We start from the raw sequence: 12,608 nt of genomic DNA, 5'->3' as shown, positions 1-12,608 counted from the left end.
CGGCTCCAGCCACGGCGACGCGGCGGGTTCTGTGGCGAAAGCCAAAACGGCTGGAAGGAGCCCTAGACGCGGTACCCGCTGCTGCGCAGCTTCCGGCGGATCGCCAGCGCCTCGGAGACGAGGTGGTCGTTGCCCGCGGCGAGGTACCCGTTCGGGGTGACGAGCACGTCCTCGAACCCGATCCGGGTGTCGATCCCGAGCATCATCGCCTGCTCCAGCACGGGCCACGCGCCCGTGTCCTCGCCGTGCAGCAGGACCGGGACGGGCAGCGAGCCCAGCGCGCGCAGCACGCGCAGGCCCTCCGCGACCGCGGTGCTGGGGTCGGTGACGGTCGACTCCGCGAGCACGCGCGTGGTGCCCGGCGGGACCCCGTTGTTGCGGAGCGTGACGGCGTCGCCGCTGGTCCACACGCCGAGCTCGATGCCGATGCCCACCGAACGGGCGGCCGCGCACACGTCGACCCAGCCCGTCTCGTGGACGTTGACCGAGCAGACGTCGGGCTTGCCGACGCCCAGGTGGCCCCACGCGAGCACGGCCTCGATCCGCTTGCGCGGGTCCCGCTCGATCCAGCGGCCGGTGGTGACGCCGATCTCCATCGACGGCACCTGCGCGCGGATCGCCGCGACCGTGTCGCCGACGTAGACCGGGTCGAGCGTCTCCAGCCCCTGCGGGTCGCGGGGGTGCACGTGTACCGAGGTGACATTTAGCTCCGCGACGGCGCGGGCATCACGGGCCAGGTGACGCGCTGTGACCGGGAGCAGGGGATGCGCGTCGGCCGGCCACGACCCGTTCAGCGCCGCCTGCAGCACGGTGACACCCCCATTCCTCGTCGATCGTAGCCGCGAACGACCGGATCGTACGTGCCACCGACGGGGGTGATCGCGCCGGTCAGGCCTCGACCGTGGCCACCTCGCGGGCGGCCTCCGGCCCCCGCTCCAGCAGCACGCGGAAGCCCGCCTCGTCGAGGATCGGGACGCCGAGCTCGAGCGCCTTGTCGTACTTCGATCCCGGCGAGTCACCCGCGACGACGAACGCGGTCTTCTTCGACACCGAGCTCGCGGCCCGGCCACCGCGCGCCGCGATGGCCTCCTTGGCCTCGTCGCGCGAGAAGCCCTGCAGGGAGCCGGTGACGACGATCGACAGGCCCTCCAGGGTGCGCGGCACGGACTCGTCGACCTCGTCGGCCATGCGCACGCCGGCCTCCCGCCACTTGCGGACGACCTCGCGGTGCCAGTCGACGGTGAACCAGTCGCGCACGGCCGCCGCGATCGTGGGGCCGACGCCCTCGACGCCCGCGAGCGGGGCCAGCGCCGCGGCGACCGCCTTGGACTGAGCGCGCGCCGCGTCGCGGGTCGCGCGCTCGGCGGCCCCGTCCTGCTCGGCGCTCCGCCCGTCGGAGGCGGACGCCTCGGAGACCGCCGCGACCGCCTCCGCGCCGGTGGCGGCCGGGGCGGCGTCCGCGGGGACGTCGTCGCCCGGCTCGTCGACCGCGCCGTCGGAGGTGATCTCGACCCCGGCCGCGGCCGTGGCCCGGGCCGCCTCCTCGGCGGCCGCCTGGATCGCGTCCATCGACCGGAACTCCCGCGCCAGCGCCTGCGCAGCCGTCGGGCCGACGTGCCGGATGGACAGGCCCACCAGCACCCGCCACAGCGGACGGTCCTTGGCCGCCTCCAGGTTGGCCAGCAGGCGGCGGCCGTTGGCGGACAGCCCGCCGTCCTTCTTGCGGAACAGGTCGACCTGCAGCAGGTCTTCCTCGGTGAGGCCGAAAACGTCGCCCTCGTCCTTCACCACGCCCGACTTCAGCAGCGCGACCGCGGCCTCGTAGCCGAGGCCCTCGATGTCGAACGCGCCGCGCCCGGCCATGTGGAACAGCCGCTCGCGCAGCTGGGCGGGGCAGGAGCGGTGGTTGGGGCAGCGCAGGTCGACGTCGCCCGCCTTCTGCTGGACCAGCTCGGTGCCGCACTCCGGGCAGTGGGTGGGCATCACGAACTCGCGCTCGGTGCCGTCGCGCATCTCCACGACCGGCCCCAGCACCTCGGGGATGACGTCACCCGCCTTGCGGATGACCACCCGGTCGCCGATGAGCACGCCCTTGCGCTTGACCTCCTGCGCGTTGTGCAGCGTGGCCAGCGAGACGGTGGAGCCGGAGACGACCACGGGCTCCATCTGCGCGAACGGGGTGACCCGGCCGGTGCGCCCCACGTTGACCTGGATGTCGAGGAGCTTGGTGGTGGCCTCCTCGGGCGGGTACTTGTAGGCGATCGCCCAGCGCGGCGCCCGCGCGGTGGACCCCAGCCGCCGCTGCAGCGCCACCTCGTCGACCTTGACGACGATGCCGTCGATCTCGTGCTCGATGTCGTGGCGGTGCTCGCCCCAATAGCGGATGTGCTCGATGACCTCGTCGATGCCGGTGAGCACGACGGCGCGCTCGGACACCGGCAGCCCCCACGCGCGCAGCGCGTCGTAGCCCTGCGACTGGCGTTCGAGGTCGAACCCCTCCCGCTTGCCGAAGCCGTGGCAGATCAGCCGCAGCTTGCGCGAGGCGGTGACCCTCGGGTCCTTCTGGCGCAGCGAGCCCGCCGCGGTGTTGCGCGGGTTGGCGAACGGCGGCTTGCCGGCCTCGACGAGCGCGGCGTTGAGCGCCTGGAAGTCCTCTAGCCGGAAGTAGACCTCGCCGCGCACCTCCACCAGCTTGGGCACCGGGAACTCGTCGGTGCCGGTGAGCTGGTCGGGCACCTGTTCGAGGGTGCGCATGTTGAGCGTGATGTCCTCGCCCGTACGGCCGTCGCCGCGGGTGAGCGCCCTGGTGAGCCGGCCGTCCTCGTAGAGGAGGTTGACCGCGAGCCCGTCGACCTTCAGCTCGCACAGGTAGTGGATCTCGCCGTCGCCGACCTCGCGCGCGACCCGGTCGGCCCAGGCGCGAAGGTCCTCCTCGGTGAAGGTGTTGTCGAGGCTGAGCATGCGCTCGAGGTGGTCGTAGGCGGCGAAGTCGGTGGCGAACTTCCCGACCACCTTCTGGGTGGGCGAGTCCGGCGTGACGAGCTCGGGGTGCGCGCGCTCCAACTCGACCAGCTCGCGCCACAGCTCGTCGAACTGCCCGTCGGAGATGACGGGCGCGTCGAGCACGTAGTAGCGGAACTGGTGGTCGGCCACCTCGGCGGCCAACCGCGCGTGCCGTTCGCGCACGTCACTGTCACTGCTCACGGGCACAGAGGTTAGCGACGAGCCCCGACAACCGGCCGGAACCCGGGCTCACCGCTTCCGGCGCATCGGCAGGACCTTCCCCCTCGTCCGAGCGGCCGAGCCGGTCGAGCTAGCGCGGCGGGACCGGCGGGCGCGTGCCGGGGGGCTTCCTGCGCTTTCGACCCTTGCTCTGCGGGCTCGTGGCCCCTCACCGCGCGAGCGGGGCCTGCCAATCCTCGGGTGGGTCGACGAACGCCTTGCCGAGGTCCCGGACGAGCGCCATCGCCCGCCGCGCCCAGTCGGGAGCCGCCCCCGCCAGGCCGCAGGTGGGGGTGGGGACGGCGAGGGCGCCGAGGCGGGAGCGGTCGAACCCGAGCCGGTCGGCGAGGTCGAACGCCGGGCGGGCGAGGTCGCGCAGCTGCGGCCGCGTGGCGGGCTCGCGTGCCGGCACGAGGCCGAGCATCAGCGGCGTGCCCGCGTCCCACGTCTCGCCGAGCGCGTCGAGCGCGGCGGCCTCCGCCGTGTCGCCGCGGAACGCGGGCACCGTGGCGTCGATGCCGATACCCGCCGCGCCGATGCCGGCGAGCAACCGGACCGGCGGCCGGTCGGCGCAGCAGTGCACCACCACCGGCACCCCGAGGCCGGAGACGAGCTCGCGCAGCGCGTCCTGCGCCTCGTTGCGCCCGACCGCCGCCACCGTGCCGTAGCCGGACGGGGTGGGCAGCGTCCCCGCGAGCACCGCGGGCAGCGTCGGCTCGTCGAGCTGGACGAGGACCTGGGCGCCGGTGCGGGTGGCCACCTCGGCCACGTGCGCACGCAGGCCCTCCAGGAGGCTTGCGGTGAACTCGCGGACCGCGCCGGCGTCGGTGAGCACGCGGTGGCCGTTGTGCAGCTCGACGCCCGCCGCGAGCGTCCACGGGCCCGCGGCCTGCACCTTCACCCAGCCCGGCCGGGCGGGCTCGCAGGCCGCGTCGAACGCGTCGAGGTCACCGCGGAGCAGGTCGACCGCCCTGCGGTGGTCCTTCCCGGGCCGCGCCGTCACCCGGTAGCCGCTGGGCACCACCTCGACCGCGATGTCGACGAGCAGGCCGGCCGTCCGGCCGATCATGTCCGCCCCGACCCCGCGGGCGGGCAGCTCCGGCAGGTGCGGCAGCAGCGGCAGCTCGCCGACGACCGTGGCCGCGGCCTCCTTCGGGTCGGTGCCGGGCAGCGAGCCGACCCCGGTGGCCGCGCCGTCCGGCCACCGCGCGGGCGGGGCGGGCGGCTCCTCGTCGGCTGCGGGTTCGGGCACCACGAGCGGGCCACCCCCCACCGTCTCCCCCGGCTCGGCCCCGGCAAGGCCGGCTGCGGCGAGGGCGGCCTCCAGCGGATCGGTACTCACGGCCGGTGTCTACCACCGCCCGGTGACCCCCCGCGAGTCGCGGTCTGCGTGCGGGCGAGTCGCGAGCTCGATGTCCGCGAGTCGCGAGCTGGATGTCCGCGAGTCGCGCCCTCGGTGCAGGCGAGTCGCGGGCTCGGTACCGCGAGTCGCGGTCTGCGTGCAGACGCGCCGCCGCTACGCCGTCGCGGTGATGGTGGCGCTGCCCAGGACGACGTCGCCGTCCGGGTCGGGCCGGTAGAGCGCCACGGCCTGGCCGGGCGCCACCCCGCGCAGTGGCTCCAGGAGCTCGACGCGCAGCCCGTCGTCGCCCGTCGGCTCCGCGACCGCGGGGGCCACGCCGCCGTGGGCGCGGACCTGGGCGATGCAGTCGAAGCGGGGCCCCGGCGCGACGCCGGCGCTCCACACCGGGTCGGCGCCCTCGATGGTGCGGACGTCGAGCCGCTCGGCCGACCCCACGGTCACGGTGCCGGTGGCCGGCTCGATGCCGAGCACGTAGCGGGGCCGGCCGTCGGGGGCGGGGGCGCCGATGCCGAGGCCCTTGCGCTGCCCGATCGTGAAGCCGTGCACGCCGTCGTGGCGGGCGAGCTCGGCGCCCGTCTCGGCGTCGACGATCGGGCCGGGCCGGGCCGGGATCCGGGCGCCGAGGAACGCGCGGGTGTCGCCGGAGGGGATGAAGCAGATGTCGTGGCTGTCCGGCTTGTCGGCGACCCGCAGCCCGCGGGCGGCGGCCTCGGCCCGGACCGCGGGCTTCGGGGTGTCGCCGATCGGGAACATCGCGTGCGCCAGCTGGTGGCGGGTGAGCACCGCGAGGACGTACGACTGGTCCTTGTCCGCGTCGACGGCCCGGCGCAGCTCACCGGCGACGAGCCGGGCGTAGTGGCCGGTGCAGACCGCGTCGAAGCCCAGCGCGAGCGCCTTCTCCAGCAGCGCGGAGAACTTGATCTTCTCGTTGCACCGCAGGCACGGGTTGGGCGTGCGCCCCTCCGCGTACGCGGCGACGAAGTCGTCGACGACGTCCTCGCGGAAGCGGGCGGCGAAGTCCCAGACGTAGAACGGGATGCCGATCACGTCGGCGGCCCGGCGGGCGTCGGCGGCGTCCTCGCGCGAGCAGCAGCCGCGGGAGCCGCTGCGCAGGGCGTCGGGGGTCTCCGACAGCGCGAGGTGCACGCCCACCACGTCGTGCCCTGCGTCGACGGCTCGGGCCGCGGCCACCGCCGAGTCGACGCCACCGCTCATCGCGGCGAGGACCCTCATCGCGCCACCGCCGCCCCTGCGCGCCGGGCCCGCTCGACGACGGCCCCGATGACGGACGCCACCGCGTCGACGTCGGCGGCGGTGGAGGTGTGGCCGAGGGAGAACCGCAGCGAGCCGCGGGCCGTCGCCTCGTCGGCCCCCATCGCGAGCAGCACGTGGCTGGGCTGCGTGACCCCGGCCGTGCAGGCCGATCCGGTGGAGCACTCGATGCCCTGGGCGTCGAGCAGCATGAGCAGGCTGTCGCCCTCGCAACCGGGGAACGACAGGTGGGCGTTGCCGGGCAGCCGCGACGGCCCGCCGTCGATGACACCGGTGCCCGGGTCGCCGTTGAGCGTGGCCTCCGGCACCGCGGCCTTGATCTTCGCCACCAGGTCGTCGCGCAGGGCGGCGAGCGCGGGCGCCCGGCTGGGCGCGTCGCCGACCGAGATCTCCACGGCGGTCGCCAACCCGACCACGCCGGGGGTGTCGAGCGTGCCGGAGCGCACGTCGCGCTCCTGCCCGCCGCCGTGCAGCAGCGGGGTGAGCACGACGTCGCGGCCCAGCAGCAGCGCGCCCGTCCCGATCGGGCCACCGAGCTTGTGGCCGGTGAGCGAGAGCGCGTCGACGCCGGACGCGGCGAAGTCGACCGGGAGCGTCCCGACGGCCTGGACCGCGTCGGTGTGCATCGGCACGCCGAACTCGTGGGCGATCGCCGCGAGCTCGCGGATGGGGTTGACCGTGCCGACCTCGTTGTTGGCCCACATCACCGAGACCAGCGCCACCCGGTCCGGGTCCCGCGCGAGCGCGGCGCGCAGCGTCTCCGGGCGAACGCGGCCGAACCCGTCGACGGCGAGCAGCTCGACCTCGGCGCCCTCGTGCGCGCCGAGCCACTGTGCGGCGTCGAGCACGGCGTGGTGCTCGACGGCCGAGACGAGCACGCGGGTCCGCCGCGGGTCGGCGTCGCGGCGCGCCCAGTACAGGCCCTTGACGGCCAGGTTGTCGCTCTCCGTGCCGCCGGTGGTGAACACCACCTCCGACGGCCGGGCGCCCACGGCGGCGGCGATGCGCTCGCGGGCCTCCTCCACGTCGCGGCGCGCGCGGCGTCCGGACGTGTGCAGGGAGGACGCGTTCCCCGTGCGGGCGAACGCCTCCGCCATCGCCGCGATGGCCTCGGGCAGCATCGGCGTGGTCGCGGCGTGGTCGAGGTAGGTCGCGCTCGTAGCGGCCACCTCCCCGGTCGGAATCGTCCGCGGGCCAGGATAGTCGCCGGCCCGGGGCCGCGACGCCGGCTGGGCGGCGGGGCTCCTGCGCGGGCGGGCCGGCGTGTCAGGAATGTGGCTTTCCTGAAGCCCAGCTTCATGAATGTGGCTTTCCTGAACCCGGACACGCCACTGCCCCGGGCGGTGCTCCGCCCGGGGCAGTGGGAGGCCGTGCTCAGCCCTTGCGCTTGGTGATCTCCTCGGTCAGCTGGGGTGCGACCTGGAACAGGTCGCCCACCACGCCGAAGTCGGCGATCTCGAAGATCGGGGCCTCCGGGTCCTTGTTGACCGCGATGATCGTCTTCGAGGTCTGCATGCCGGCCCGGTGCTGGATCGCGCCCGAGATGCCCAGCGCGATGTACAGCTGCGGGGAGACCGTCTTGCCGGTCTGCCCGACCTGGAACTGGTGCGGGTAGTAGCCCGAGTCGACCGCCGCCCGGGACGCGCCCACCGCGCCGCCGAGCGCGTCGGCCAGCTTCTCGACGATCGCGAAGTTCTCCGCAGAGCCGACCCCGCGGCCCCCGGAGACCACCACCGACGCCTCGGTCAGCTCCGGCCGATCCCCACCGGTGATCGGCTCGCGGCTCACCACGGTGGCCGAGCGCCCGGTGCTCGCGGGCACCTGCACCGTCTCCTCCACGCCCGCGCCCGGCGCCGGCTCGGCCTCCACCGAACCCGGCCGCAGCGTGATCACCGGGTGCGGGCCGTTCGCCTTCGCCTGCGCGATGTAGGAGCCGCCGAACACCGAGTGCGTGACGCCCTCCGGGGAGACCTCCACCACGTCGGTCAACAGCCCCGAGCCGGTGCGCACCGCCACCCGGCCCGCGATCTCCTTGCCGTCGGCCGACACCCCGATCAGCACCGCCGCCGGGTCCTTCGACTCCACCAGCGACGACAGCACCGCCACCTCGGGCGCCAGGAACTCGTTCGAGTCGGTCTCCGCGACGTAGATCTTCGCCGCCCCGTACTCCTTGAGCCCGTCGGCCAGCTTGCCCGCGGTGCCCGCCGGTCCGACCACGACCGCCGACGGCTCCCCGAGCGCCCGCGCCGCGGTCAACAGCTCGAACGTGCTCTTCTTGATCTCACCCTCGAGGTGGTCGACGAGGACAAGTACCTCAGCCATGACAGATCCGTCTCCCTCTCAGATGAGCTCTCAGATCAACTTCTGGGACGCCAGGTACGCGGCGATCTTCTGACCGCCGTCGCCCTCGTCGACGACCTTCTCACCGGCGCTCTTCGGCGGCTTGGGCTGCGACGACGTCACGGACGTGAGCGCGTTGGCCAGCCCCACCTCGGACGGGTCGATCCCGGCGTCGGCAAGCGTCAGCGTGGTGACCGGCTTCTTCTTCGCCGCCATGATCCCCTTGAACGACGGGTACCGCGGCTCGTTGATCTTCTCGCCCACGCTCACCACGGCCGGCAGCTCCGCGGTCAGCGTCGTGACGCCGTCGTCGGTCTCCCGCTTCACCGTGACCGTCGAACCCTCCACCGTGATCTCGCGGGCGTGGGTCAGCGCCGGCAGCCCGAGCACGTCGGCCACCATCGCCGGCACCGCACCCATCCGGCCGTCGGACGCCTCGTTGCCCGCCACGACCAGGTCGACACCCTCGACCGTGCCGATCGCCTTGGCCAGCGCCTTCGCCGTCTGCACCGCGTCCGAGCCCGCCAGCGCATCGTCCGACAGGTGCACCGCCTTGTCCGCCCCCATCGACAGGGCCTTGCGGATCGCGTCCGTGGCCCGGTCCGGCCCCATCGAGAGGACCGTCACCTCCGACCCGTCGTGGGCCTCCTTCAACTGCAGCGCCGCCTCGACCGCCCGCTCGTTGATCTCGTCGATCACAGCGTCGGTGGCGTCGCGGTCCAAGGTGCCGTCCGCCCGGAGCTTGCGCTCCGAGTACGTATCAGGCACCTGCTTGACCAGCACGACGATGTTCATCGGACCTCTTCGACCTCCTGCCGGTGCGGACCTGCCGCGGTGGGTCTGTCGGACGCTCGGCGCCCCGCGCCGCAACTGCCAAACATGCCACCACGGACGAGGTTCGGCGCGTCGGACGCCCGGTTCCGGCAATTGTTACCAGCCGGTATCTGAGCGGCAAACGCCGCGCAGGTGAGACTCCTCACCCGTCACATGTGGGTGCGAGCACGGCGGGTAATCCGCGCCAATGCCCCTTCTGCAGCGAATCCGCGCTTTCCTCGTCAGCCCGCAGGGTCGGCGCACGACCGAGCACGGCAGGCGGATGGCCGCCGACCCGCGCACCCGCGAGCGCGCCCGCGGCCTGTTCTCCCGCCTGCACAGGCCCTGATCCGCGGCCCCGCGTCCGGGTGATGAGCCGTTCAGGCCACGCGCGCGGCGGCGCCGCGCGAGTACCGTCCCTCCACCCGACCCGCGGAGCCGCCCATGTCCCGTTCGGTCCGTCCCGGGCGAGCCGGCCGCGCCGCTGACCCCGGCAGCCCGGGCGGTGGGCACCATCACACCACCGCGTCGCGCGCCCGGGGACGGATCGGATGATCGTCACCGGCTACGACGACCGCCACGGTTGCGGCTACGTCCTGCGAACCGGGCCCGACGCGAACGACGGGCTCCCGCTCGGCGACGAGGTCGGCCTCGACGGCGTCGCCGTGCGGGCCACCCCCGAGCTCGCCGCGCGGCTGCGCTGCGCGCTGCGCAGCCGGGCCACCGCCTCGCTGGGGTGGCAGGGGCCGCGGGTTCCGCTCACGCTCGACGACGCCACGCTGCTGGCCTGGCTCAGGTACGACGTCGGCGGCGTGCTGTCGGTGCGCGGCGGGCCCCGCAAGCAGGGCTGAGCGAGCGACCTAGGTTGCTGCCGTGACCATCGCGCGTTCCGTCGCCCTGTTCGTCCTCGCCGCGCTGGCCGAGATCGGCGGGGCGTGGCTGGTCTGGCAGGGGGTGCGGGAGCACCGGGGCCTGCTGTGGATCGGCGCCGGGGTGCTCGCGCTCGGCGCGTACGGCTTCGTCGCGACGTTGCAGCCGGACCCGCACTTCGGCCGCATCCTCGCCGCGTACGGGGGCGTGTTCGTGGCGGGCTCCCTGGTGTGGGGCGTCGTGGTCGACGGGTACCGACCCGACCGCTACGACCTCCTCGGAGCGGTGATCTGCCTCGTCGGCGTGGCCTTGATCATGTACGCGCCCCGCCCGGCCTGACACGGTGTGCCCCGTGGACCCGACCCTCCCCCTCACCGGCGAGCGCACGGTGCCGGGCGTCCCGGAGGAGAACTACTGGTTCCGCCGACACGAGGCCGTCTACGCCGCGCTGCGGGATCGGTGCGCCGGGGCCGTCGTCCTCGAGGCGGGGTGCGGCGAGGGCTACGGCGCCGCGATCCTCGCGCAGGCCGCTGCGCGCGTGCTGGCCGTCGACCTGGACCGCGCGGCGACGGGCCACGCCGCCCGCCGCTACCCGGGCGTCGCCGTCGCGCGGGGCAACCTGGTCGCGCTCCCGGTGCGCGACGGGGCCTGCGACGCCGTCGTCTCGCTCCAGGTGATCGAGCACCTGTGGGACCAGGAGCGGTTCCTGCGCGAGTGCCTGCGCGTGCTGCGCCCCGGCGGCGCGCTGATGCTCTCGACGCCCAACCGGCTCACGTTCAGCCCGGGCCGCGAGACCCCGTTGAACCCGTTCCACACGCGGGAGCTCTCCGCGGCCGAGGTCGCGCAGCTCGTGCGCGACGCCGGCTTCGCGCGGGTGGAGGTGCTCGGTCTGCACCACGGGCCGCGGCTGCGCGCGCTCGACACCCGCCACGGCGGCTCGATCGTCGACGCCCAGGTGGCCGTCGCGCTCGCCGGAGGTGGGTGGCCCGAGGCGCTGCGCCGCGACGTCGCGTCCGTGACCGCCGGGGACTTCGCGCTGCGCCCCGACGACGTCGACGCCTCCCTCGACCTCGTTGCGTTCGCGAGGCGCCCGTAGCGTGCAGCCGATGACGGAGCCGGTCGGGACGTTCTGCCTGGTGCTGCACAGCCATCTCCCGTGGCTCGCGCACCACGGCCGCTGGCCCGTCGGGGAGGAGTGGCTCTACCAGGCGTGGGCGCACGCCTACCTCCCCGTCCTCGACCTGGTGCGGCGGCTCGCCGCGGAGGGCAGGACGGAGCTGCTCACGCTCGGCGTCACGCCGGTGCTCGCCGCCCAGCTCGACGACCCGCACTGCCTGCGCGGCGTGCACGGCTGGCTCGGCGGCTGGCTGCTGCGCGCGCACGGCGCCGCGGCCCGGCTGCCCGAACTCGCCGCACGGGAGCACCGGGCGGCGGCGGCCGCGCTGGAGGTGTTCGAGCGCGACTGGCGCCACGGCGCGTCCCCGCTGCTGCGCACGCTCTCCGACGCCGACGCGATCGAGGTGCTCGGTGGGCCGGCGACGCACCCGTTCGGACCGCTGCTGCAACCGGACGTACGCGCGTTCGCCCTCGAGACCGGCCTCACCGACACGGCGGTCCGCCTGGGCGTCCGCCCGGAGGGGATCTGGGCGCCGGAGTGCGGCTACGCCCCCGGCATGGAGGAGGGGTACGCGGCGGCGGGGGTGCGGCGCTTCCTCGTCGACGGGCCCGCGCTGCGTGGCGACACCGGGCTCGCCCGGCCCGTCGGGGGCACCGACGTGCTGGCGTTCGGCCGGGACCTGGAGGTGACCTACCGCGTCTGGTCCCCGCGGTCGGGCTACCCCGGCGGGCGCGACTACCGCGACTTCCACACCTTCGACCACGCCTCGGGGCTCAAGCCGGCGCGGGTGACCGGCAAGCGCGTCCCGCCGGAGGCGAAGCGGCCCTACGACCCCGGCCGGGCCGCCGCGGCCGTCGCCCGGGACGCCGCCGACTTCGTGCGCGTGGTCCGCGAGCGGCTCACCGCGGTCGCGGCGCGGATCGGGCGACCGGGACTCGCGGTCGCGGCGTTCGACACCGAGCTGTTCGGGCACTGGTGGCACGAGGGCCCGGCCTGGCTGGAGGCGGTGCTGCGGGCCCTGCCCGAGGCGGGCGTGCGGGTGACGACGCTGCGTGGTGCCGCCCGTGCGGGGCTGGTCGGCGAGCCGGTGGCGTTGCCGCCGTCGTCGTGGGGGTCGGGCAAGGACTGGCGGGTGTGGGCGGGCCCGCAGGTCGCCGACCTCGTGGCGCTGCAGGAACGGGTGCAGAAGGCCCTGCTCGGCGCGGTCGTCGGGGGGATCGCCCGCGACCCGATCCGCGACGCGCTGGCCACCGAGGCGCTGCTCGCGCTGTCGAGCGACTGGGCGTTCATGGTCACCAAGGACTCGGCGGCCGGCTACGCCCGCGAGCGCGCGACCGGGCACGCCGCGCGGGTGGAGGAACTCGCCGCGCTGCTGGGCGCGGGGCGCCGCCGGGCGGCCGAGCGCCGGGTGGCGAGCTGGGGTGGGGACGACGCGGTCTTCGGCCACCTCGACGCCCGCCTGCTCCGCCCGCGCTGAGAGCGCGACTCGCCCCGCGCTCAGGCGTGACTCACCGGCACCCAGAGCGCGGCTCGCGCGGACATCCAGAGCGCGGGTCGCCGACACCCACACCGCGACTCGCGGACTCCAGACCGCGACTCGCCGACACGCAG

General features: G+C 74.9%; 12 protein-coding genes. 5 read left to right on the top strand and 7 right to left on the bottom strand.

Going from position 1 to position 12,608, the window contains the following annotated elements:
- Window positions 1-62: 62 nt before the first annotated feature.
- From VKZ81_RS14280 to VKZ81_RS14250, 7 genes are all read right to left on the bottom strand, one after another.
- Window positions 63-809 carry a 3-keto-5-aminohexanoate cleavage protein gene (locus VKZ81_RS14280; RefSeq protein ID WP_324242017.1) on the bottom strand — a complete coding sequence of 249 codons (747 nt, stop codon included), beginning with the start codon at window positions 807-809 and terminating at the stop codon, window positions 63-65.
- A 79-nt stretch (window positions 810-888) separates the two neighbouring features.
- Window positions 889-3,210 (bottom strand): NAD-dependent DNA ligase LigA, encoded by a 2,322-nt coding sequence (ligA, locus tag VKZ81_RS14275; RefSeq protein ID WP_324242016.1) that lies wholly within the window; start codon window positions 3,208-3,210, stop codon window positions 889-891.
- A 181-nt stretch (window positions 3,211-3,391) separates the two neighbouring features.
- Window positions 3,392-4,474, bottom strand: coding sequence for a uroporphyrinogen decarboxylase/cobalamine-independent methonine synthase family protein (locus VKZ81_RS14270; RefSeq protein WP_324242041.1), 1,083 nt, complete (start codon window positions 4,472-4,474; stop codon window positions 3,392-3,394).
- 264 nt (window positions 4,475-4,738) lie between these two features.
- Window positions 4,739-5,818 (bottom strand): tRNA 2-thiouridine(34) synthase MnmA, encoded by a 1,080-nt coding sequence (mnmA, locus tag VKZ81_RS14265; protein ID WP_324242015.1) that lies wholly within the window; start codon window positions 5,816-5,818, stop codon window positions 4,739-4,741.
- Window positions 5,815-7,026: a cysteine desulfurase family protein gene (locus VKZ81_RS14260; protein WP_324242014.1), complete on the bottom strand. Its 1,212-nt coding sequence runs from the start codon at window positions 7,024-7,026 to the stop codon at window positions 5,815-5,817. Before VKZ81_RS14260 ends, mnmA begins: the two co-directional genes overlap by 4 nt.
- 205 nt (window positions 7,027-7,231) lie before the next feature.
- Window positions 7,232-8,179: an electron transfer flavoprotein subunit alpha/FixB family protein gene (locus VKZ81_RS14255; protein ID WP_324242013.1), complete on the bottom strand. Its 948-nt coding sequence runs from the start codon at window positions 8,177-8,179 to the stop codon at window positions 7,232-7,234.
- A 30-nt stretch (window positions 8,180-8,209) separates the two neighbouring features.
- The gene (locus VKZ81_RS14250; protein WP_324242012.1) at window positions 8,210-8,992 is read right to left on the bottom strand and encodes an electron transfer flavoprotein subunit beta/FixA family protein; all 783 of its coding nucleotides are present in this window, start codon (window positions 8,990-8,992) and stop codon (window positions 8,210-8,212) included.
- A 226-nt stretch (window positions 8,993-9,218) separates the two neighbouring features.
- On the opposite strand from VKZ81_RS14250, the gene VKZ81_RS14245 reads away from it, so the two are divergent.
- The 5 genes from VKZ81_RS14245 (at window position 9,219) to VKZ81_RS14225 (ending at window position 12,474) form a co-directional block, all read left to right on the top strand.
- Complete coding sequence (locus tag VKZ81_RS14245; RefSeq protein ID WP_324242011.1) at window positions 9,219-9,359, top strand: hypothetical protein; 141 nt, start codon at window positions 9,219-9,221, stop codon at window positions 9,357-9,359.
- A 202-nt stretch (window positions 9,360-9,561) separates the two neighbouring features.
- Window positions 9,562-9,861, top strand: coding sequence for a hypothetical protein (locus VKZ81_RS14240; protein ID WP_324242010.1), 300 nt, complete (start codon window positions 9,562-9,564; stop codon window positions 9,859-9,861).
- Between the two features lie 22 nt (window positions 9,862-9,883).
- Window positions 9,884-10,219: a YnfA family protein gene (locus VKZ81_RS14235; protein WP_324242009.1), complete on the top strand. Its 336-nt coding sequence runs from the start codon at window positions 9,884-9,886 to the stop codon at window positions 10,217-10,219.
- Window positions 10,220-10,232: 13 nt separating this feature from the next.
- A complete protein-coding gene (locus tag VKZ81_RS14230; protein WP_324242008.1) occupies window positions 10,233-10,976 on the top strand; it encodes a class I SAM-dependent methyltransferase in 744 nt (247 codons plus the stop codon).
- A gap of 10 nt (window positions 10,977-10,986) precedes the next feature.
- On the top strand, window positions 10,987-12,474 hold the full coding sequence (locus VKZ81_RS14225; RefSeq protein ID WP_324242007.1) for a 1,4-alpha-glucan branching protein domain-containing protein: 1,488 nt from the start codon (window positions 10,987-10,989) through the stop codon (window positions 12,472-12,474).
- The last annotated feature ends 134 nt before the right edge of the window (window positions 12,475-12,608 follow it).

Origin of the sequence: Pseudonocardia sp. (assembly GCF_035305885.1) — a bacterium.
In the GTDB taxonomy this organism is placed as follows: Bacteria; Actinomycetota; Actinomycetes; order Mycobacteriales; family Pseudonocardiaceae; genus Pseudonocardia.
The sequence above is the reverse complement of the archived record's forward strand: the minus strand, read 5'-3'. Positions and strand labels throughout refer to the sequence as shown.

Coding starts and splice junctions, on each gene's coding strand:
- VKZ81_RS14245 (WP_324242011.1), top strand. CDS start 9,219: ATGCCCCTTCTGCAGCGAATCCGCGCTTTCCTCGTCAGCCCGCAGGGT.
- VKZ81_RS14240 (WP_324242010.1), top strand. CDS start 9,562: ATGATCGTCACCGGCTACGACGACCGCCACGGTTGCGGCTACGTCCTG.
- VKZ81_RS14250 (WP_324242012.1), bottom strand. CDS start 8,992: ATGAACATCGTCGTGCTGGTCAAGCAGGTGCCTGATACGTACTCGGAG.
- mnmA (WP_324242015.1), bottom strand. CDS start 5,818: ATGAGGGTCCTCGCCGCGATGAGCGGTGGCGTCGACTCGGCGGTGGCC.
- VKZ81_RS14255 (WP_324242013.1), bottom strand. CDS start 8,179: ATGGCTGAGGTACTTGTCCTCGTCGACCACCTCGAGGGTGAGATCAAG.
- VKZ81_RS14225 (WP_324242007.1), top strand. CDS start 10,987: ATGACGGAGCCGGTCGGGACGTTCTGCCTGGTGCTGCACAGCCATCTC.